Source organism: Pseudomonas extremorientalis (assembly GCF_024584605.1).
Lineage (GTDB): Bacteria > Pseudomonadota > Gammaproteobacteria > Pseudomonadales > Pseudomonadaceae > Aquipseudomonas > Aquipseudomonas extremorientalis.
The window spans coordinates 3971690-3992223 of the sequence record NZ_CP089519.1; the positions used below are offsets into that span (position 1 = coordinate 3971690).

12 protein-coding genes are annotated in these 20534 nt (G+C 62.0%); 9 read left to right on the forward strand and 3 right to left on the reverse strand.

Annotated elements, in window-relative coordinates; translation table 11 throughout:
- Nucleotides 1-17: 17 nt before the first annotated feature.
- The 7 genes from LUU92_RS17790 (at nucleotide 18) to LUU92_RS17820 (ending at nucleotide 11905) form a co-directional block, all read left to right on the forward strand.
- The gene (locus LUU92_RS17790) at nucleotides 18-2804 is read left to right on the forward strand and encodes an ATP-binding protein (protein ID WP_071491979.1); all 2787 of its coding nucleotides are present in this window, start codon (nucleotides 18-20) and stop codon (nucleotides 2802-2804) included.
- Nucleotides 2791-3978 carry a response regulator cyclic di-GMP phosphodiesterase PvrR gene (gene pvrR / locus LUU92_RS17795; RefSeq protein WP_071491980.1) on the forward strand — a complete coding sequence of 396 codons (1188 nt, stop codon included), beginning with the start codon at nucleotides 2791-2793 and terminating at the stop codon, nucleotides 3976-3978. Before LUU92_RS17790 ends, pvrR begins: the two co-directional genes overlap by 14 nt.
- Nucleotides 3979-4029: 51 nt before the next feature.
- The gene (locus LUU92_RS17800; protein WP_257102412.1) at nucleotides 4030-7188 is read left to right on the forward strand and encodes a hybrid sensor histidine kinase/response regulator; all 3159 of its coding nucleotides are present in this window, start codon (nucleotides 4030-4032) and stop codon (nucleotides 7186-7188) included.
- A 22-nt stretch (nucleotides 7189-7210) separates the two neighbouring features.
- The gene (locus LUU92_RS17805) at nucleotides 7211-7855 is read left to right on the forward strand and encodes a response regulator (protein ID WP_071491982.1); all 645 of its coding nucleotides are present in this window, start codon (nucleotides 7211-7213) and stop codon (nucleotides 7853-7855) included.
- Nucleotides 7856-7939: 84 nt separating this feature from the next.
- Nucleotides 7940-8530, forward strand: coding sequence for a fimbrial protein (locus tag LUU92_RS17810; protein ID WP_071491983.1), 591 nt, complete (start codon nucleotides 7940-7942; stop codon nucleotides 8528-8530).
- Nucleotides 8531-8589: 59 nt separating this feature from the next.
- Nucleotides 8590-9339 (forward strand): fimbrial biogenesis chaperone, encoded by a 750-nt coding sequence (locus LUU92_RS17815; RefSeq protein ID WP_257102413.1) that lies wholly within the window; start codon nucleotides 8590-8592, stop codon nucleotides 9337-9339.
- Nucleotides 9340-9424: 85 nt separating this feature from the next.
- On the forward strand, nucleotides 9425-11905 hold the full coding sequence (locus LUU92_RS17820; protein ID WP_257102414.1) for a fimbria/pilus outer membrane usher protein: 2481 nt from the start codon (nucleotides 9425-9427) through the stop codon (nucleotides 11903-11905).
- A 69-nt stretch (nucleotides 11906-11974) separates the two neighbouring features.
- Here the strand turns inward: LUU92_RS17820 and LUU92_RS17825 are convergent, their stop codons facing one another.
- From LUU92_RS17825 to LUU92_RS17835, 3 genes are all read right to left on the reverse strand, one after another.
- Nucleotides 11975-15646: a translocation/assembly module TamB domain-containing protein gene (locus LUU92_RS17825; RefSeq protein ID WP_257102415.1), complete on the reverse strand. Its 3672-nt coding sequence runs from the start codon at nucleotides 15644-15646 to the stop codon at nucleotides 11975-11977.
- Complete coding sequence (locus LUU92_RS17830) at nucleotides 15646-17373, reverse strand: autotransporter assembly complex protein TamA (protein WP_257102416.1); 1728 nt, start codon at nucleotides 17371-17373, stop codon at nucleotides 15646-15648. Before LUU92_RS17830 ends, LUU92_RS17825 begins: the two co-directional genes overlap by 1 nt.
- A gap of 64 nt (nucleotides 17374-17437) precedes the next feature.
- Nucleotides 17438-18088 (reverse strand): GNAT family N-acetyltransferase, encoded by a 651-nt coding sequence (locus tag LUU92_RS17835; protein ID WP_071491988.1) that lies wholly within the window; start codon nucleotides 18086-18088, stop codon nucleotides 17438-17440.
- Nucleotides 18089-18256: 168 nt separating this feature from the next.
- Between LUU92_RS17835 and xthA the strand changes: the two genes are divergently transcribed.
- The gene (gene xthA / locus LUU92_RS17840; protein WP_093124042.1) at nucleotides 18257-19069 is read left to right on the forward strand and encodes an exodeoxyribonuclease III; all 813 of its coding nucleotides are present in this window, start codon (nucleotides 18257-18259) and stop codon (nucleotides 19067-19069) included.
- Nucleotides 19070-19190: 121 nt separating this feature from the next.
- Entirely contained in the window at nucleotides 19191-20522 is a 1332-nt protein-coding gene (locus tag LUU92_RS17845; RefSeq protein WP_257102417.1) for a substrate-binding domain-containing protein, read from the forward strand.
- Nucleotides 20523-20534: the final 12 nt, after the last annotated feature.

The window sequence follows — 20534 nt, forward strand, 5'->3', positions numbered from 1 at the left end:
ATCCCTAGAGTGACGGGATGCGATTAAAGAACTATCTCCACCAGATCAGCCCCGTCCTGTCCACGCCCCACGCCGCCCGCCGCCTGTTGCGCATTTTTGCGCTGGTGCTGCTGGTGGGCATGCTGGGCGGCGTGTACAGCTTCCTGCTATTTACGTTCAACAACGAGATCTCCCAGCGGCGCAGCTACATGAGCAGCGCCATCGCCGAGGCCCATACCTTTTTCACCACCCGTGAAGCCCTGCTGGAAAGCCTCAGCCTGTCGGCTACACGCAAGGCCAAATTGAACCTGCCGGTGAACGATGAGGAAATCCGCCTGTTGCTCGGCAAAATCCCGGGTAAGCAATGGAGCATCTGGCTGACCCAGCGCATGCGCGACTTCCTGAAGGCCAAGCAGCTCAACCTGCTGTACGTCGGCACCGATGCCCAGGTGCTGCGACTGTACGATGCGGGTCCCGTGGCTGCGGACTTTCCCGCGCCCATGCTGGTGCAACTCAATGCCCTCAAGCAGCAGAAAACCCTGCAGGAACTCTGGCTGACCCACACCGACGGCGGCAACTCGCAGCTATATATCTTTATCCGCCTGGATGAACGCGACCTGGACTCCGGCTGGCTCGGCCTGGAAATGGATGACCGTGAAGTCTCCAAGGCGTTGAGCGACCACAGTGCTGGCGAGTTCACCATGTTCAACGCCCAAGGTATGCCCCTCTTCAGCAATAGCCGTAACCCGCCGCCCGGGCAAAACCTGCCGCACCTGCGCCAGCAGGACTTCTTCGGCTTTGTCGGCGACGGTTGGCTGCCCGAGCAATTGGTGTTGCGCAAACAGCTGAAGTCGTCGGACTGGCAGCTCACCTACTCCATCGACCTGCACGCGGTGCTCTGGGCGCTATGGCCGCAGATGCTCGGCGCCCTGCTTTTCTGCCTGCTGACCATCAGCCTGGTGGCCCTGTTGACCCGCCGACTGGAACACCGCTTCATCATCCCCGCCATCCACCGCATCCAGGCGCTGGTGGAAAGCGAGCTGTTCAGCCGCGATGTGATCCAGACTGCGCCCGTGGCCCTGTGCGTGCTGCGGCGTACGGACGGCGAAGTGGTGCTGGAAAACACCCTCGCCCAACAATGGCTCGGCCAGGCCGGCGCGCAGCTGGGGCCGGGCTGGATCCGTAATGCCTTCGATACGGACGCCCCCTGCCTCACCGACTACTTCAAAGCCGCCGATGGCCGCCACCTGTACCTGAGCTGCGCGCCCACCCGCTACAAGGGGGAAGACGTGTTGCTCTGCGCCTTCAGCGACATCAGTGCGCGCACCCAGATCGAAGCGGCGCTGGAACAGGCACGCCAATCCGCCGATGCCGCCAACGAAGCCAAGACACTGTTCCTGGCGACCATGAGCCACGAAATCCGCACGCCGCTGTATGGCGTGCTCGGTACCCTGGAGCTTCTCGCTCGTACTCGCCTGGATGCCCAGCAGAAAAGCTACCTGCATGCCATCGAAGGTTCCTCGGCGACGCTGCTGCAACTGATCTGCGATGTGCTCGACGTGTCAAAGATCGAAGCCGGCCAATTGGCCCTGGAGCTGAGTGAGTTTTGTGTGCCCAGCTTGGTGCAGGAAGTGGTGCAGGGTTACGCCGCCGCCGCACAGAGCAAGGGTTTGCAGCTGTATGCGTGCCTCGACCCGCAACTGCCGCTGCGCCTGATCGGCGATGCCAGCCGCTTGCGCCAGATCCTCAACAACCTGCTGAGCAATGCGGTCAAGTTCACTGACTCCGGGCGCGTAGTACTGCGGGTCAAAAAGCTCAGCCGTGAAGGCGAACGGGCGTGTCTGCAATGGCAAGTCTCGGACACCGGCAAAGGCATCGCCCAGGAAGACCAGGCACTGATCTTCGAGCCGTTCTACCAGACCGAAGGCAACCCCCATGTGATCGCCGGCACCGGCCTCGGCCTGCCCATTTGCCTGCGCCTGACCCACTTGATGAACGGCACCCTGCGCATGGTCAGCGAGCCGGGGCTTGGCAGCAGCTTTTCCCTGGCCGTGCCACTGGAGCAACCCGCTAGCATCGTGCCGTCGCTGCGGCCGCCGTTGGCGCAGGAGGTGGTGTATGTGCTCTCGCCTGTACGCGAACTGGCCGACAGCCTCTGCGGCTGGCTGCGCCGCTGGGGTGCCCGTGCGCAGGTCGGCCCGCCGTCCAGCGCCGAGCTGGCCGCACCCGCGGTACTGCTCGAACTGGTAGAGCGCAGCCTGGACACCTCCTGGCACGGCCCAAGGGTATTCGCCAGCAGCGATGGTGCCCACGAACCGCAATTCACCGGCGATGGCTGGCAGGTCAACCTCAACGACCTGAACGCGATCCACCAGGCGGTTCGCCACGCCCAGAACGGCCAGGCCGCACCGTCCCAGGCGCGTTGCGAGCGGCGCGACCTGCACCCCTTGCACCTGCATATCCTGGTGGCCGAAGACAACGCCATCAACCAGTTGATCCTGCGTGACCAGCTTGAAGAACTCGGTTGTACCGTAGAGCTGGCCGGCGATGGCGAAGAGGCCTTGTCGCGCTGGTACGAAGGCGCCTTCGACATCGTTCTCACTGACGTCAACATGCCCAAGCTCAATGGCTACGAACTGGCCGAAGCCCTGCGATGCCTTGGCTGCAACACCCCGATCATCGGCGCAACCGCCAATGCCCTGCGCGGTGAAGATGCCTTGTGCCTGGCGGCCGGCATGAATCACTGCCTGGTCAAACCCTTCACACTGCGAGCCTTGTTCACTGCCCTGGCTCCCTACGCACGAGCTACCCATGAAACCCTGTAGCATTCTGATCGTTGAAGACCATCCCTTTCAGCACCTGTATCTGCAGAACCTGTTCAGCGAGCTGGGGGATTTTGATGTGGTGTGCGCCAGGGACGGTGAAGCAGCGCTGGCCTGCCTGAAACAACGCGATTTCGACCTGGTGCTCACCGACTTGCTGATGCCCGGCATGGACGGTGTGCAATTTATCCAGGGCCTGGCCGCACAACCCTCACGCCCCGCGCTGGCGATCATGAGCGCCGCGTCACGGCGCATGCTGATGGGCGCGAGTCTGGTAGCGAGCAACCTGCAAGTGAAGGTGATCGGGTTGATTTCCAAGCCGGTGAATGCCGCGGCCCTGCGTTGCCTGATCGACCAGTTGCAGGCGCTGCGCCAGGTTGCCCCGGCCCAGACCCAGCCCGGCATCGATTGCCAAAGCCTGATGAATGCCCTGGACAACGGTGAACTGCACGCCTGGTTCCAACCCAAGAAAGCCCTGAGCAATGGTCGCATCGTCGCGGCCGAAGCCCTGGTGCGCTGGGTGCACCCCGAGCATGGCCTGTTGCTGCCCGGTGTGTTCCTGCCGGCATTGATCGCCTGCGACCTGGAAGAACGCCTGCTGTGGTGCGTGCTGAAACAAGCGATGGCCGCCCAAGCCACGTGGCGCCAACACGGCTATGACATCCCAGTGTCGATCAACCTGCCCACGCACCTGCTCAACAGCCACGACCTGCCCGACCGCATCCTCGCGTTCGTGCTGGAACACCAGGGTTTGCCCGCACGCTTGTGTTTCGAGCTGATGGAGTGCTCGGTACCCGATGACATCAGCAATTTCTACGCCGGCGCCTGCCGCTTGCGCATCAAGGGGTTCGGCTTGTCCCAGGACGATTTTGGCAAGGGCTACAGCTCGTACATGAACCTGGTGTCGGCGCCGTTCACCGAGGTGAAGATCGACCGTGCCCTGGTAGAGGGCTGCAACGCCAACGAAGAATTGGCCCAGGCCCTCACCAGCATCGTCAGCCTGGGACGTCAATTGGGCTTGATCGTGGTTGCCGAAGGCGTAGAAACCGCGCAAGAACTTGCACTGTTGCGTAAGATCGACTGCACTCAGGTCCAAGGTTTCCTGATCTCCCACGCCGTTTCTGCGGATCAGTTCCAGCAATTGCTGACCCACGACGGGCCAGCGAGCGCCTATTGACCCGGCTGCCGGGTGTGGAACAACACCGTTAGCTTGCGAGGTCACCGCGTCATGCATCCCCCCAATGCCTTCCTGGAGAAACTCACCAGCAGTTCACTGCGCCTGAACAAAGGCTTGCTGGTACTGGGCGTATTGGCGGTGCTGCTGCTGGGTATCACCTACCTGGGAGTGCAGCGCATGGTCAAGGAGCAGCATGAAACCTTGCAATTCCACTTCGCCCGACTGATGGAGAATATCCACGAGCAGGAAGCCTTCCTGCGCGATGTTTCGCGGGGCAGTATCCAGGGCGAACTCAACCTTTCTGCCCTGCTCCCACCCTTTGTGCAAAAGCCGCTGCCCGAAGAAGGGCCGAATATCTATGAAGGTCGCGGGCTGCCGTTTGCCCTGCCCTACAGCTTGAAAATCAACCCCGACAAAATCGCCGCCGCACACTACCCCAAGGTATTTGCCCTCGGCACCTACTTGTCGGCTTACTACAGCGCCTTCTGGGCCGCCTCCCACTATCAGTCGCCCCAGGTGATGGTGGTCAACGGCCCGGACAACTTCGACATCAGCGTGCCCGCCACCGGTCGGCTGCGCGATGGCGGTCAAGTGCCGGTCGGCGCGCTGGTGGACGTGCTGACCCAGTTGAACGAGCGCCTGCACGCACAGAATTCATCGTTGCCGGATCATCAGGTGCACTGGGAACCCTACGACCCCACGCCCGATGACAACGCTGCGCCCGTGCTGCTGGGCTATGTCGACATCAACCTGGCCCCGACCGCACTGACCATCGACGGCGCTAACACCTGGGTAGTGCTGGCATCGCTGCTGGACCTGGCCAAGGTCAATAACATCGAGCGCCTGATGCAATGGTCGATCTACGACAACTTCACCTTGATCACCCCCGCCGGCGTGGTATTGACCGGGGCGCTGAAGCCCGGCCAGGTGCTGAACGAAGGTGTGAACGTCACCCGTGACGGCCTGGTGTTCAAACTGACCAGCCAGGGCGGGCAGCCGTGGACCGCGATCTACATGATCAGCCTGCAACGTTTCCTCGACTACGCGCGGTGGCCACTGCTGTGCCTGCTGGCCGTGGTGCTGGCGATGCTGGGCTGTGGCCGCGCCTTCAACCGTTGGTACACGGCGCGAGTGGTGTTGCCCGCCCACCAGGCCCACGCGAGCATCGCCGAAAGCGAGGCGTTCAGCCGCGCGGTCATCGACACCGCGCCGACCGGCCTGTGCGTGATCCGCCGCAGCGATCATCACGTGCTCCTGCAAAACCAGCGTGCCCAGCAATGGCAGGACGCCCGCGCATTATTCGACTTGCTCAAGCAGCAGCCGCGCACCACGCCTGGCCAGGCCGACCTTGAAAGTGACGGCCGCCACCTGCACGTGGCCTTCGTGCCCACCCGTTACCAAGGCCAGGACGCGTGGTTGTGCGCGGTGCACGATGTTACCCGGCATATCGAAGATGCTGCCGCTCTGGAGGAAGCGCGTCAGGCGGCCGATTCGGCGAACCTGGCCAAGAGTCGCTTCCTCGCGACCATGAGCCATGAAATCCGCACACCACTGTACGGCGTACTAGGCACTTTGGAGCTGCTCGGCCTGACCTCGCTCGCACCACGCCAGCAGGACTACCTGCAGACCATCCAGCGCTCCTCCACCTCCCTGTTCCAACTGATCAGCGACGTGCTGGATGTGTCAAAGATCGAAGCCGGGCAAATGACCCTCGAACTTCAGGACTTCTGCCCCCTGGAACTGAGCGAGGACAGCGTGCGCACCTACAGCGCCTTCGCCCGCGCCAAGGGCTTGCAGCTGTATGCCTGCATCGACGCGAACCTGCCGGACCGACTGCGCGGTGACCCGCAGCGTATCCGCCAGATCCTCAACAACCTGCTGAGCAACGCGATCAAGTTCACCGATAACGGGCGCGTGGTGCTGCGCCTGCGTGTCCTGCAAACCAGCGACGACCAGGTGAGCCTGCAATGGCAGGTCAGCGATTCCGGCGTGGGCATTTCCCAGGCGCAGCAACACCAGCTTTTCGACCCCTTCTACCAGGCCGAAGATGCCGCCAGCCAGGCCGGTGCCGGGCTGGGCCTGGCAATCTGCAAATGGCTGTGCGAGCTGATGCACGGCCAGTTGAATGTGGTGAGTGAGCCCGGGCTGGGCAGCAGCTTTACCTTGCAGCTCGCATTACAGGTCGTTCCCGGCAGCCTGGCCGATTGCCCGCCGTTCAGCCCCGGCCTGCCGCCTGTCTACGTACGCGCACAGGAACCCGAACGGGCGCAGCACCTGATCAACTGGCTCAATCGCCTGGGGCTTCCCAGCCGTGCGCTGTCAGCCGAGATGCCGGCTAACGCGCTGTTGGTGGATTTCGCCCAGGACCTGGCATGGCCCCGCACGCGCATCATCGCCTCGGCGGGCGGGCCCGACCCGGCTCAACCGTGCGGTGCCGACTGGAGCGTCGACGCCGACAATGTGCGCGCCATTGCCTGGGCGATTTACCGGGCGCAGCATGGCGCCGAAGCAAGCCCACGCCGCGTACCGTCCGCCAAGGCACAGCCACTGAACCTGCAGGTGCTGGTGGCCGAAGACAATGTAATCAACGCGGCCATTATCAAAGAACAATTGGAAGCCCTGGGTTGCCAGGTGGTCGTGGCGGCCAACGGCGAACAGGCGCTGATGCAGTGGCTGCCGGGACGCTTCGACCTGGTGCTGACCGACGTGAATATGCCGGTGATGAACGGCTACCAACTGACCGAAGCCTTGCGCCGACAGGATGCCGTGCTGCCGATCATCGGGGTGACCGCCAATGCCCTGCGCGAAGAAGGCGAGCATTGCGCCGCTGTCGGCATGAACGCGTGGATGGTCAAGCCCCTGAGCCTCGCCGCTTTGCGTACGCAGCTGGAACAACACTGCAAGATCGAAATACCGGCGGTGGTCGACATGCCGCCGTTGTCGCCCAGGATGCGTGAGCTGTTTGTCACCACGCTGCGCCAGGACGTACAGACTACCTTGACCGCGATGGACAATCGGGACGCCAATGGCGCGGCGCAGCAACTGCACAGCATGGCCGGCGCTCTGGGCGCGGTGCAGTTGGACGATATGGCTAGCGCCTTTGTCGGTTTGGAGCTACGCCTGACCGGCATGGCGGTCACACCGGCCCTGGCCTTGGAAGTACGGCAGCACCTTGCGCGCCTCACGGCATTGCTCGACACCCTTGAATAACTTCACTCTGGATAAAAAACCCATGGAAACCCTCAACGTAGTCATCGCAGACGATCACCCCATCGTGCTGGTCGGGGTGCGGGAACTGGTCGAGCGTGATGAGCGCTTTCGCGTGGTGGGCGAAGCCGTGTGCTCCAACGAACTGGTGACGTTGCTGGAAAACACCGAGGTGGATCTGGTGATCACCGACTTCAACATGCCAGCAGACTCGCCCTACGGCGATGGCCTGAAGCTGTTGGAATACCTGGTAAGGCACTTTCCCAGGGTGCGCGTGCTGGTGCTGACCATGATCTCCAACCCACTGATCCTCACGCGATTGCAGGAACTGGGTGTCCTCGCCGTGATCCAGAAAAACCAGCTGCACGTGGAGATCCAGGCTGCGCTCAAGGCCGTCGCGCGCGGCAACCCGATTCGCAGCAAGGGGCCGCGGCCGACCTCGGTGCTGGAGTCGTTCGACCTCGACCAGCGCTTCACCCGGTTGTCACCCAAGGAGCATGAGATTCTGCGGCTGTTTGTCTCCGGGCAAAGCGTCAATGAGATTGCCCGTGGATTGAACCGCAGCGCCAAAACCATCAGCACGCAAAAAGTCGCGGCCATGCGCAAGTTGGAAGTCAGCAGCGACCAGGACTTATTGGCTTATTGCATAGAGCGCAACTTGTTTAACTAACGTTCACTTCTAGGGATCGTCTGATGTTCCACTCAGGGCCTGCGCCTTATTGTGTTGTTTTAACCCCAACCATGGAAAAACAACATGAAGCAGTTCTCTCGCGCACTCTTGGCTCTGTCGGTATTTGCCGCAGTTAATGCATTCGCCGCCGGCGAACCCACCGCGCCAACCAAAGCCGGCAGTGGCACCATCAGTTTCACCGGCAGCATCAACAATGATGCCTGTTCCGTTGAAGGCATTGGCCTGAACAAAACCATCTCGATCAACATGGGCGAAGTGTCCATCAAGGACATGGGCACCGCGACCGCGCCAAAAGGTAGCGGCACTCTGAGCGCCGAGAACTTCGACATGAAGATCAGCTGCAACGCCGGCACCAAGGTGGCGATGATCTTCGAACCGACCAAAGGCGCAGGTTCGGGCATCGTTGCCGGCACCAAAGTGTTGAAGCTGATCGACGGCCTGGGCTCAGCCAAGAACGTCGGTATCGCGCTGCTTGACGCCAACGGCGCGCTGATCGACCTGAGCTCGCCAACCACCGCGAAGATCGAAAACACCCTGCAGGACAGCAACACCACGCTGAAATTCTCGGCCGCCTATGTCACCACGGCCGACATTGCATCCGTCGTAGCGGGTCGCGGCGACGCCACCCTGCCATTCACCCTGCAATACGAATAACCCCCAGCGTCGCGGGGCCTTCGGGCCCCGCACACCTCTCGAACGTAGTGGTAGCCATCATGTTGTTTCGTCATTCTCTTTCCCTCTGCGCGGGCCTGCTGGGCCTGCTTGCGGTCAGCCAGGCCACGGCCGGCATTTCGTTGAGCAGCACACGGCTGGTGTTCGATGGCCAGCACAAAGAAGCCGGTATCACAGTGCGTAACAACGGTGAAGACGTGCTGATCCAATCCTGGGTCGACACCGGCACCGCTGCTACCGGCACCGTGCCGTTTGCCGTTACCCCACCGCTGGCACGGGTCACGGCCAATGAGCAACAGCTGTTGCGGGTGATTTATGCCGGCGCGGGCCTGCCTACTGACCGGGAGTCGGTGGTGTGGCTCAACGTGCAGGAAATCCCCCAGGCGTCGAAAACCCAGAACACCTTGCAGCTTGCCGTGCGCCAGCGCATCAAGGTGTTCTTTCGCCCCGCCGGCTTGAAAAACAAAGCCTACCTGGCACCGACCGAGCTGCTCTGGCAGTTGGCCGAGCACGACGGCAAGCACGTGCTGCGGGTCACCAACCCGGGGATTTATCACGTGTCGATTGCCGACATTACCCTGCAAGCCGGTGCTGTCAGTGAACACCCGTTCGATTCGCTAATGATTGGGCCGGGCGAACTAAAAGAGTTCAATCTTAAACAACTTAATTCAAGCCAGCCGTCACGCTTGATGTTCGGCAGCATTAATGACTATGGCGCGCAAGATCGTTATTCCGCGCAACTGGTTAACGGCGCGCCTACATCAGCCAGTTTGAACACAGAATCACCATAACGCGCCTGCCGTTCGCGCAGCCGCACTTTCACTGTATTTCTCTTCGCTCCGTTAGTTCGTATCGGAGGTGATATAGGGTTCCTGCATGTTTTTATTCAAGCGCGATGGATTGGCGCCGTTATTGATTGCCCTGGGCTTCACTTCATTGTGCCAGGCCGATGGCGACGAACAATTCAATACTTCGTTTTTGCAAGGTGCGGCAGCTGACGTCGATTTGCACACGCTGCTCGCCAGCAGCAGCGTACTGCCCGGCACTTACCGGGTTGACCTGTACGGCAATGAAACCCTGGTTGGTCGGCGCGATATCGACTTTCACCGCAACCCGCAAAACGGCAAGGTCGAGGCCTGCCTGACCCTGGAGATACTGCAGCAAGTGGGCGTCGATATCGGCGCATTACAGGCCAGCGGCAAGCTCGTCGATACCGACCCGAATGCCTGCCTGGACCTGCCTGCCTTGATCGAGCATGCCAGCGTGCGCTACGACGTACCGCGCCTGCGCCTGCTGGTCAGCGTGCCTCAACGCGCCATGGAGCGTGGGCGGCGCGGCTACGTCGACCCTGCGCTGTGGGACGAAGGCGTGCCTGCGGCGTTCATCAATTACCAATTGAGCAGCAACCGCAACAGCACTGACGCCGATACCACGCTCTCGAATAACCTGGGCTTGCGCAACGGCATTAACCTGGGCGCGTGGCGCCTGCGCAACGAATCGAACTTCAACAGCAGCACCGACCGCCCCAGTACGTTCAAGAGCAACCGCACCTACCTGCAACATGACGTGACTGCCTTGAAGGGCCAGTTCAGTGCCGGAGATATTTTCTCGGACACCGACCTGTTCGACAGCGTGCGCTATCGCGGTCTCAAGCTGGCCTCCGACGACGGCATGCGCGCCGACAGCGAGCGTGGCTACGCGCCGATCATCCGTGGCATTGCGCAATCGAGCGCCACGGTGGAAATCCGCCAGAACAATTACATCCTCTACACCGCCAACGTGCCGCCGGGCCCGTTCGAGATCAGCGACATTTACCCCAGCGGCTCCAACGGCGACCTGGAAGTGACGGTCATCGAGGCTGACGGCCGTCGCCGGGTCACGGTGCAGGCATTTTCCAGCCTGCCGATCATGGTGCGCGAAGGCCAGTTGAAATACAGCCTCTCCGCCGGCCAGTACAACAGCAATGACGACGGGCAAGAAAAACCGCAATTTGTCAGCAGCACCCTGGCCTATGGCATCAGCAGCAACCTGTCGGGGATTGTCGGCATACAAGCCACGCAGGACTTCCAGGCGTTGTCCGTGGGGGCTGGACGCAACACGTCGATCGGCGCGGTATCGCTGGACATGACCCACTCCGTCAGCCGCACCTTCGGCCAGCAGGTCACGGGCAACAGCGTGCGCGCGTTGTACGCCAAGACCTTTACCGGCACCGACACCAACTTCACCCTGGCGGCCTATCGGTATTCGACCGAGGGCTATCGCACCCTCGCCGACCACGTCGAGGAACTCAGCAATGAGGGCCAAAAACGCAACGGCAACTCCAAGACCCGCACCGACCTGACCATCAACCAGAGCCTGGGCCGCAACCAGCAGTTCGGCAGTGTGTACGTAAATGCCAGCGACCAGCGCTACTGGGGACGCGGCGGTTCGCAAAGCCTTTCGGCGGGCTACAGCAACTACTGGGGCGACGTGAGCTACAACCTCAGCGCCACGCATACCAAGGACGTGGGCAACTACGGGGCGTCGAACAACGACACGCTGATCAACCTGTCCGTATCCTTTCCGCTGGGCTCAAAGCCCCGCGCGCCGAGGGCCTTTATGTCGGCCAGCACGCAGAAAGGCAGCGACACCACGCAACTGGGCGTCAACGGCTACCTGACCGAAAACAGCGACACCTATTACTCATTGCAAGGCGGTAACAGCAGCACAGGCGGCAGCACCGGCTCGGCCAACCTCAGTACCCGCACCTCGCTGATGGACATCAGCGGCGGCTACAGCCAGGGCCGTGGGTACAGCGCGCAGAACCTCAACGTGGCGGGGTCGGTGGTGGCCCACCCAGGCGGTATCAACCTGGGCCAGACCGTGGGCGAGACCTTTGCGCTGGCGCACGTCGACGGCGTGCAGGGCGTGAAGATCGGCAGCTTTTCCGGGGCAAAGACCGGCCGTAACGGCTATGCGGTGATCCCCAATGCGCAGCCTTACCGGGTGAACTGGATCAGCCTGGACACTCGTGACCTGGGCGCTGACATTGAAATCGATAACGCCACCCAGCAGGTCGTGCCTCGTCGTGGGGCCGTGGTGGTGGCCCGCTATACCAGCAAGAGCGGGCGGCGCGTGCAGTTTGCGCTGTTCGACGCGCATCACCAGCCCATCCCGTTTGGTGCGTCGCTGGAGAGTGTTGCGGGCAAGCAGATCGCGATGTCCGATCCTAGCGGCAAGGCATTGGCATTGATCGAAGAGGATGCCGGTACGCTGGTGATCAAGTGGGGTGACCAGCACTGCCAGGCGCCGTATACGCTGGGCGAGCGCAATAAGGCGCTGAACTATGAGCAGGCGGCCCTGACCTGCTTGCCATAAATCCATCAACGCCACTGATCAAATGTGGGAGGGGGCTTGCCCCTTTCCACATTTTTGTCCCTGTGTGGCTTAGAAGTCACGTTTGTAGAAGATATCCAGGGAGCTGGCCACGCCGCTCGCCACTTCCAGGTACACCTTCTTGCTCAACAGGTAGCGCAAGGCAATGGTGCTGGCCGGTTCGAACACGCCGACCCCATACCGCAGGCTGAGTTTCTCGGTGATCTTGCCGCTGGCCACCACGGCGGTGTTATTGCCGCTGCCCTGGGTGTCGAGTTCGAAGTCCTGGATGCCCAGGTTCTTCGCCAGGTCCGAGGTGACCCCGGCACTGCCCATCAAGCCCAGGCCCAGCGCAGCCTGGGCCAGCATGTTGTTGTCTTCACCGGTGGTGCTCAGCGGACGCCCCAGCACCAGGTAGGACAGCGCCTGCTCCTGGCTCATGGCCGGTTCGGAGAAGATTTGCGTGGTGGGTTGTTCCGCGCTGCCACTGAGGCGGATACCGGCGACCACATCGCCCGTCTTGCGAATCGCTTCGATATCCAGGAATGGCTGGTCCAGCGGCCCGGCAAACAACAGCCGCGCACGCCGCACATCGAGCTTCTGGCCGTAGGCGCGGTAGCGGCCATCGTTGAGCCATAGTTCGCCCCGGGTGTCGAGGTTGTCGCCGATGTGCACCTGGCCCTGGACCTTCGCGGTGAGGCCGAAGCCCGAGAAGTTGAGCTTGTCTTCGCCCACTACCACGTTGATATCCATCGCCATGGCCATCGGTGGTTTGCCCTCCTCGGTCTGGCTGCCGATGATCACCGTGTCATCGGAAACCTTGACCGTCGACGGCGGCAGCTCGCGCACAGTGATGTCGCCACGTGGGATGTGCACGTTGCCGGCGATGGCCAGCTTGTCGTTCTTCAGGCTGATTTTCAGGTCGGGCGCCACTTCCAGCACGGCGTAAGGTTCGACCGTGACAGGCAACTGCGAGCCTTGCAAACTGAGGTCCACCACCAGGGCCTTGCCCCAGTCGACCTGACCCTTGAGGCTGCCCTGCCCGGCCTTGCCACTGTGCCAGGCGCCGTTGAGCTGCACGCTTTCGCCGGCAATCAGCGCCTGCACATTCAAGCCTTCCAGGCTGATGGGCAGTTCCGACCCGGAGATCTCGCCGCCCACCAGGTTGACGTTGCCGTTGACCTGGGGCGCCAGCAGGCCGCCGGAGAGACGGCCATTGCCGTTGAGCTTGCCGGTGAGTTTCTCCACCATCGGCACAAACGGCCGCGCCACCGCGAGGTCGAGGCCGACCAGGCTGAAGTTGCCGGTGATCGGTTTGTTTTTCGGCAACGGGTTGATCTGTGCCTGTAACAGCAGTTCGCCGAGTTTGCCGCCCTGAAAGTTGAGCTGCGTGTCGATGCGCTTGGGGTTGAGGGTGGTTTCCAGTTTCAGCGTGTCATAGGGGAAATCCAGCCACTGGTCCTTGTCCTTGACGCGCAGGGTGCCACCACTGGCGTCCACCGAGACCACGCCTTTGGGGCCGCTGTCCGGGAGGTCCAGTTGCAGGTCGGCATTGAGCTTGCCCTGCCAGGCAAAATCCTTGGGCAGGAACGCCGCCAGGCTGTCGATGGGGAATTGCTTGAGGTGGTAACGCAGCTTCGGCTCGGGCATCAGGCGCTGGTCTTCGCCGCACAGGCTGGCGGGGCCGGACACCCAGCAGTGCGCGGCAAATGTCAGCCTGCCATCAGCCATGCGCTCGATCTTGGCCGGGGCTTGCAGCTTCCAGTCCTGGCCACCGGCTTGGACGTCGCCACTGGCCAGGCGCCCGCGCCAGTTGCCTTTGTCGAGGTTGCCGTCCAATGCCAGGGCCAGCTTGACCAGAGGGCCGGCCAGGTCCAGTTGGACTTTCTGGTTCTTGATATCGCCCTGGGCGCTGGCCGTCAGGGTGCCGACCTGGGTGTCGCCGGCCTGGATACCGCTGCCCTTGAGGTCGATCTTCGCGCGTTGGGCGTTATCCAGCGTGGCGTCGAGGGTCAGGCTTTGAAGGCGATTGTCGGCGAACGCCAGTTGCTGTCCATTGAGGCCGAGCTTGCCTTGGGGCGCCTTGAGGCTGCCGGCCACGTCGAGCCGGCCATTGACCTGCCCGCGCAACTGCGGCCACAACTGGGCCAGACGCGCCAGCTTGATATCGATCTGCCCGGCCAGGCGTTGTTGCAGGCTGCCGCTGCCGTTGATGCGGTTGTCGCCCAGGCGGATATCCAGGTTGGCCAGGGTCCACTGCTCGCGCGCGCCTTCGGCCTTGGCCGCCAGCACCGCGGTTTGCCCGCGGAGGCGGCCCTTGAGGTCGAGGTCGGCGTTCAGCTTGAGCTGCTCGTTCTTGAACTCGCCCTTGCTGCGCAGCGGCCCGGCCAGGGTGCCGGGCAGTTCGGCCACCCAATATGCCGGGTTCAGCGCCGACAGGTCGAGGGCCGTGTCCCAGGCAATGCCATCGGCGAATTGCAGGTTCAGGTGGCCTTCGGCCTTGCCTTGGCCGGCGATGAGTTTCAGCTCGGGCAGGAAGATTTGCGTGAGGTCGCCACTGAACGGCGTGACCACGTTGAACTTGCCTGCGGGGCCGTCGAGGTCAGCCTTGAGGTTGCCCAGGTAGTTGCCATCCTTGTAGGAGACCTCGCCATTGAATGTACGCAGTGCAACCTGGGGCTCGTCGACGACGGGATAAAGGCGATGCCAGGGGAAGTCCAGCCAGTCGACCTTGGCATCGGCGCTGAAGCCTTGTTGCCAGTCCAGATTGGCGCTGAGCTTGAGGCTTTGCTTGTCACCGGCATTCAGGTCCAGGCCGGCGATCTGCGCACCCTTGGCGTCGACCTTGCCTTGCAGCAGCAAGTCCACCGGGCCTTTTTCCGCCGGCAGCACGGCTTTGCCCAGCAGTTGGTAGCCACGGCTCAAATCACCTTGAGCGGTGAGGTCGAGTTGATTGAGTTGCAGGGTGTCGGGCAGCTCGGCGCTAGGCTTGAAGCCGTCGGCGGTGATGTGTAATTGCGCTGGGAGGTGTTCCACCAGGGGTTGAAGTTCTCCCGTGAGCTTGGCTGGCAAATAGCCCGTGCTGTCGGCGTCAAGCTTGAGGGTCTTGAGCAGGTCGCCCTTAACCTTGAGCGCCACCTTCCAGGGTGCATCATCTGGCGCATAGGGCAGACTGAGATTACCGCTGGCGCTCAACGGCCAGTCGCCGGTGGGTTGCAGCAGGCCGGCCAGTTCCAGCACCAGGCCATCGCGTTGCAGGTGAACCGAGTCGATCTGCATACCGGCGGAGGTCCAATGCGCCGCCAGTTGCAGGCCCTTTAGCTCTTCGCTGCCGTTGAACAGCAGGCTGCCGACGCGAACGTCGCCCAACTGGATGGCCACGGGTAGCTTCAAGTCAGGCAGTGCGATGGGGCCGCTGCTTTCTTCGGCGCTCGGTGGAAATTGCAGGCTGACCTGTTCCACGTCCAAGCGGTCGATGCACAGGGTCATGCGCAACAGGCAGGCCGGCGACCAATCCAGCTTGGGCGCCTGGAGTTCGATGCGGCTGCTGTCCTGCTGCCACAGCAGATGGTCGGCGCTCCATTGGCCGCCCAGATGCCCCTGGAAATTGTCGACACTCAAGCCCGGCACGCGTGCCAACACCCAGCGGCTGCCCGCCTGGGTACCCAGCACCGCCCACACTGCCAGCAACAACACGGCAAGGCTCGCCACCACGGCCAACCCCGCTATTTTAAAACCACGCATCACAGCTCAGGCCCCATGGAAAAGTGCAATCGAATGCCGCCCGGGTCTTCCAGGGCATGGGCCAGGTCCAGGCGGATCGGGCCGACCGGCGACACCCAGCGGATACCGACGCCAACGCCGGTTTTAAGGCTGGGCATTTCCAGGGTATTGAACGAGTTGCCCTGGTCGACGAAGGTCGCGATCCGCCATTTCTCGGCGATGGAATATTGATACTCGGCGCTCAGGGCCACCATGTAGCGGCCACCGATGCGATCGCCCCGGTCGTTCTCCGGCGACAGTGTCTGGTACTCATAGCCCCGTACGCTCTGGTCGCCACCGGCAAAGAAACGCAGCGATGGCGGCACCGATTTGTAGCCGTTGGTGGCACTGCCGCCCACCTGCGCACGGGCCAGGAAGCGATGGTTGTCCCACAGCGTGGTCAGGCCTTTGACCATGGCGGTGCCGTAAAGCAGGTTGGTATCGGAGCCCAGGCCTTCCTTGGCGACTTTGGTGTCGAATTGCAGGCGGTAGCCGTTGTGTGGGTCGATGCGGTTGTCGCTGCGCAGATAGGAATAGCTGACGCCCGGCATCACCAGGTTGCTCAGGCCGGAGTCATTGCCCAGGCGATATTCTTCACGCTGATACTTGAGCGAAATCACCCGGGTCCAGCCGCTGGGCAGCTTGCTGTGCCACTCGGGACCCACGGTGAGCAATTTACTCAGGGTGTCGGTATTGGCGATTTCTTCGTTCTGATAGCCACCGGCAAAGCGCAGTTTATCGGTGAGCGGTGGGTCCAGCGGTATGTCGTACCACAGGCCGACGTTCTGCCGCGGCGCCGACAGCTCGGCTTCCCAACCATAGCTGTGGCCCTGGGGGTTGACCCAGTGGCGGGTCCAGTTGGCTTTGCCACGCGGGCCGACGTCAGTGGAAAACCCCAGGCCCAGCCCCATGGTGCGCGGCTTGCGGGTCTCCAAGCGCACGGCCACCGGGATGATGTCATTGGTCGACGCGGCAGGGGCGGCGTCCACGCGCACGCCTTCAAAAAAGCCACTGGCTTGCAGGTTCTGGTTGAGTTCGGCGATCAGTTCGGAATCGTAGGGCGTGCCGCTTTTGAACGGCACCATGCGTTGCAGCAGCTCTTCGTCAAACGGCGTGTCGCCGGCGAAGCTGACTTTGCCCAATGTATAGCGCGGGCCGCTGTCGTAGATGAGTTCGATATCGGCGACACCGGCCTTCGGGTCTACCGCGAGTTTCTGGCTTGTGAAGCGCCCGCTGAAAAAGCCGTAGCGCGAAGCCTGGTTCTGGATCAGGCGCTTGGCGTCTTCGTAATGGCCGTGGTTGAGCACAGCGCCGGTCTTGAGGTCGTTGCTGACGGGCACGCGAAAGGTCTTGAGGTCTGCGGCGGGGCCGTCGACCCGAATGGTCACGTTGCGCACATGCACCGGTTCGCCGGGGTCGATGGTGAGGATCAGGCGCGGGTTCTTGCCGCCCTTCACTTCACTGTCGATCTGTGGCTGATAGAAGCCAAGGGCCTGGGCAGCTTTGCGCGCCTGCTCCTCGGCGCCACGGCTGAACCGCAGCAGGGCCTCTTCATCACGATCGCCCACCCCGCCGATATAGCCTTCGATGTTGGCTTTCAACGCGTCGTTCGAAGGCTTGATCCGCACGTCCAGTTCGCTTTGCGCCAACGCGCCGCAGCTTGTGAACAGCAGAATCAAGCCGCTGGTAAATCTTCCTGGAAACTTCATAGGCGCGGATGCTACACGAGCAAGGGAGACTCTTTGAACTCGGATTTATCTGAATAATTCTGTATTAAGCCGTTGCAGCATGTAACGACTGCGGATTGGGATGGAAAAACACATGTTCCAGGATCGGGCCTACCGCCACTTCACCGATTTCCTCGTAGCCCTGACGCTTATAGAACTCCAGGTAACGTGAATTCCCAGTGTCCAGCACCACACCGGATGAATGCGGGTCTTCGGCACACCAATTGTGCACGGCTTCCAGCAACTGCTCGCCGTAATGCTTACCCTGGAACTGCGGGTGAATGCCCAGCAACGGCAGTACATGTACCGACTCACTGGGCAGGCACGCCAGCACCGCGTGATGGTAGTCGAGGTAACGCCGTGTACCGCGCACGCCGGTGCTCAGCCACATGCGCAGTTGCCAGGCCCAGCTTTCGGTGATGCCCAGGCGCCGCTGCGGTGGCGCGATCAGGGCGATGCCGATCAGCCGGTCGTTGACGAACAGGCCGATGGCCGGCAGTTTCTGAAAGAAGTGCTGCTTGACCAACTCGCGCACGGTGGCGCGCACCCGTTGTTCATAACCGGGGCGCTCGGCTTCGAAGATGTAGGCGAAGGTCGGCTCATGCCGATAGGCCTGGTACAACAGGGACCGGGCCTCGCGGGAGTAACCGCTGTTGAGCAGGCGAATTTCAGCAATTGCAGTTGTAGTGTCCGGCATACCGTCAATCTCCCTGGGCGCGGCTCAAAAGGCAGCGTTCTTATGGGTACGAACCTACACAGCACGAGTCGTTCCCAGACATTAGCAGTGCATGTGCCCTACCGCCACGCTGGCCCCCGTCCGACTTGTCCGCTAGCATCGCCCTTTTGCCAGACTGGACTGCCGACCATGAAAATCGTCTCCTTCAATATCAACGGGCTGCGCGCCCGCCCTCATCAGTTGGCGGCGCTGATTGAAAAGCACCAGCCCGACGTGATCGGTTTGCAGGAAACCAAAGTCCACGATGACCAATTCCCGCTGGCCGAAGTGCAGGCCCTTGGCTATCACGTGTACTACCATGGGCAAAAAGGCCACTACGGGGTGGCGCTGCTCTCGCGCAAGGAAGCCCTGAGCGTGCACAAAGGCTTTGCCAGTGACGAAGAGGACGCCCAGCGTCGCTTTATCTGGGGCACCTTCGCCGACGCGAACGGCCACCCGGTCACCATCATGAACGGCTACTTCCCCCAGGGCGAAAGCCGCGATCACCCGACCAAGTTCCCGGCCAAGCAGCGCTTCTACGAAGACCTGCAGCAGCTGCTGGAAAGCCAGTTCAGCAACGACCAGGCGCTGGTGGTGATGGGCGACGTAAACATTTCCCCGGAAGACTGCGACATCGGCATCGGTGCCGACAACGCCAAGCGTTGGCTCAAGACCGGCAAATGCAGCTTCCTGCCGGAAGAGCGCGAATGGATGGCTCGCCTGAAGAACTGGGGCCTGGTGGACAGCTTCCGCCACCTCAACCCGGACGTGGCCGACCGCTTCAGCTGGTTCGACTACCGCAGCCGGGGCTTTGAAGACGAGCCCAAGCGTGGGCTGCGCATTGACGTGATCCTGGCCTCCAATGGCCTGCTTTCGCGGGTCAAGGATGCCGGGGTGGATTACGAGCTGCGTGGGCTGGAGAAGCCTTCGGACCATGCGCCGATCTGGCTGGAACTGAGCTGATCGCAAAAAGTGGGAGTGGGCTTGCCCCTCCCACATTCAGCCTTGCGGCGCACCCGTCACATTTATGCAACCTGCCTGTCTTATTCTCGCGGCACTCCCTTTGGCTTGAGAAGGTGCCGGCATGAGGCTGCGCGTTCTGTTACTGCTGACCGTTTTTCCCCTCTTCGCCGTATCCGCTCCCCTGCCCCTTCCCGATCAAGGCCCGGCACTGCGTATCCAGGGCTCCAATACCATTGGCGCGGCGTTGGGTCCGGCACTGGTCAAGGGGCTGATGGAGCATCAGGGCTTGCAGGCGGTGCACAGCGAACCGGGCGAAGGCGTCAATGAACAGCGTGTGATCGGCAAGACGCGCCAAGGCAAGACCGTGACCATCGAGGTCGCGGCCCACGGATCGAGCACCGGGTTCACGGCGCTGAAAAAAGCCAGCGCCGATCTCGCCGCCTCGTCTCGCCCGATCAAGGACAGTGAACTGGTCGACCTTGAACCCCTGGGCGACCTGAAAAGCCCTGAAGCCGAACAAGTGATTGCCATCGACGGCCTGGCGATCATCCTCCACCCGCAGAACCCGTTGAACACACTGAATACCGAGCAACTGGCGCAGATTTTCAATGGTGAGGTCAGTACCTGGGAGGCGCTGGGTGGAGTGGGCGGCCCCATTCATGTGTATGCACGGGATGATCAATCCGGCACCTACGACACGTTCAAGGAACTGGTATTGCGTCTGCGTGGCAAGCCGCTTGCCTCGGGTGCCAAGCGTTTCGAGTCCAGCGAGCAGCTGTCCGACGCGGTCAGCCAAGACCCGCAGGGTATCGGCTTTATCGGCCTGCCCTACGTACGCCAGGCCAAAGCCGTGGCGATTGTGGATGGCGATTCACAGCCCATGCTGGCGCTCAACAGCCTGATTGCTACCGAGGATTACCCGCTGTCACGCCGGTTGTTTTTCTACCTGCCGCCGTCCGGGCATAACCCGTGGGCCAAGGCGCTGGTGGACTTTACCCAGAGCGCCAAGGGCCAGGCGATTGTGGCCGCAAACGGGTTTATTGCGCAGCAGGTGCAGGCGATCGCCGTGCAACCGCGTCCGTCGATGCCCGATGATTATCAGGGTATCGCCCGCGACGCCCAGCGCCTGACGGTGAATTTTCGCTTTGAAGAAGGCAGCGCCAGCCTGGACAACAAGGCGCGCCAGGATCTGCAAAGGGTGGTGGCGTATCTGAAGAGCCACGACAAGCTGGATAAGCAGGTGACGCTGGTGGGCTTTGGCGATGCCAAGGATGACCCGCAGCGCGCCGCGCTACTGTCAAAGTTGCGGGCGATGGCGGTGCGTCGGGAGTTGGTGAAGAACGCCGTGGTGCTGCGCGATATCCGTGGGTTGGGTGCGCAGATGCCGGTGGCGGCGAATACGGCGGATGAAGGCCGGATCAAGAATCGGCGGGTGGAGGTGTGGGTTTACTGAGGGCTGATGGGT

Coding starts and splice junctions, on each gene's coding strand:
- LUU92_RS17815 (WP_257102413.1), top strand. CDS start 8,590: ATGTTGTTTCGTCATTCTCTTTCCCTCTGCGCGGGCCTGCTGGGCCTG.
- LUU92_RS17825 (WP_257102415.1), bottom strand. CDS start 15,646: ATGCGTGGTTTTAAAATAGCGGGGTTGGCCGTGGTGGCGAGCCTTGCC.
- LUU92_RS17810 (WP_071491983.1), top strand. CDS start 7,940: ATGAAGCAGTTCTCTCGCGCACTCTTGGCTCTGTCGGTATTTGCCGCA.
- LUU92_RS17845 (WP_257102417.1), top strand. CDS start 19,191: ATGAGGCTGCGCGTTCTGTTACTGCTGACCGTTTTTCCCCTCTTCGCC.
- pvrR (WP_071491980.1), top strand. CDS start 2,791: ATGAAACCCTGTAGCATTCTGATCGTTGAAGACCATCCCTTTCAGCAC.
- LUU92_RS17805 (WP_071491982.1), top strand. CDS start 7,211: ATGGAAACCCTCAACGTAGTCATCGCAGACGATCACCCCATCGTGCTG.
- xthA (WP_093124042.1), top strand. CDS start 18,257: ATGAAAATCGTCTCCTTCAATATCAACGGGCTGCGCGCCCGCCCTCAT.
- LUU92_RS17790 (WP_071491979.1), top strand. CDS start 18: ATGCGATTAAAGAACTATCTCCACCAGATCAGCCCCGTCCTGTCCACG.
- LUU92_RS17830 (WP_257102416.1), bottom strand. CDS start 17,373: ATGAAGTTTCCAGGAAGATTTACCAGCGGCTTGATTCTGCTGTTCACA.
- LUU92_RS17820 (WP_257102414.1), top strand. CDS start 9,425: ATGTTTTTATTCAAGCGCGATGGATTGGCGCCGTTATTGATTGCCCTG.
- LUU92_RS17800 (WP_257102412.1), top strand. CDS start 4,030: ATGCATCCCCCCAATGCCTTCCTGGAGAAACTCACCAGCAGTTCACTG.
- LUU92_RS17835 (WP_071491988.1), bottom strand. CDS start 18,088: ATGCCGGACACTACAACTGCAATTGCTGAAATTCGCCTGCTCAACAGC.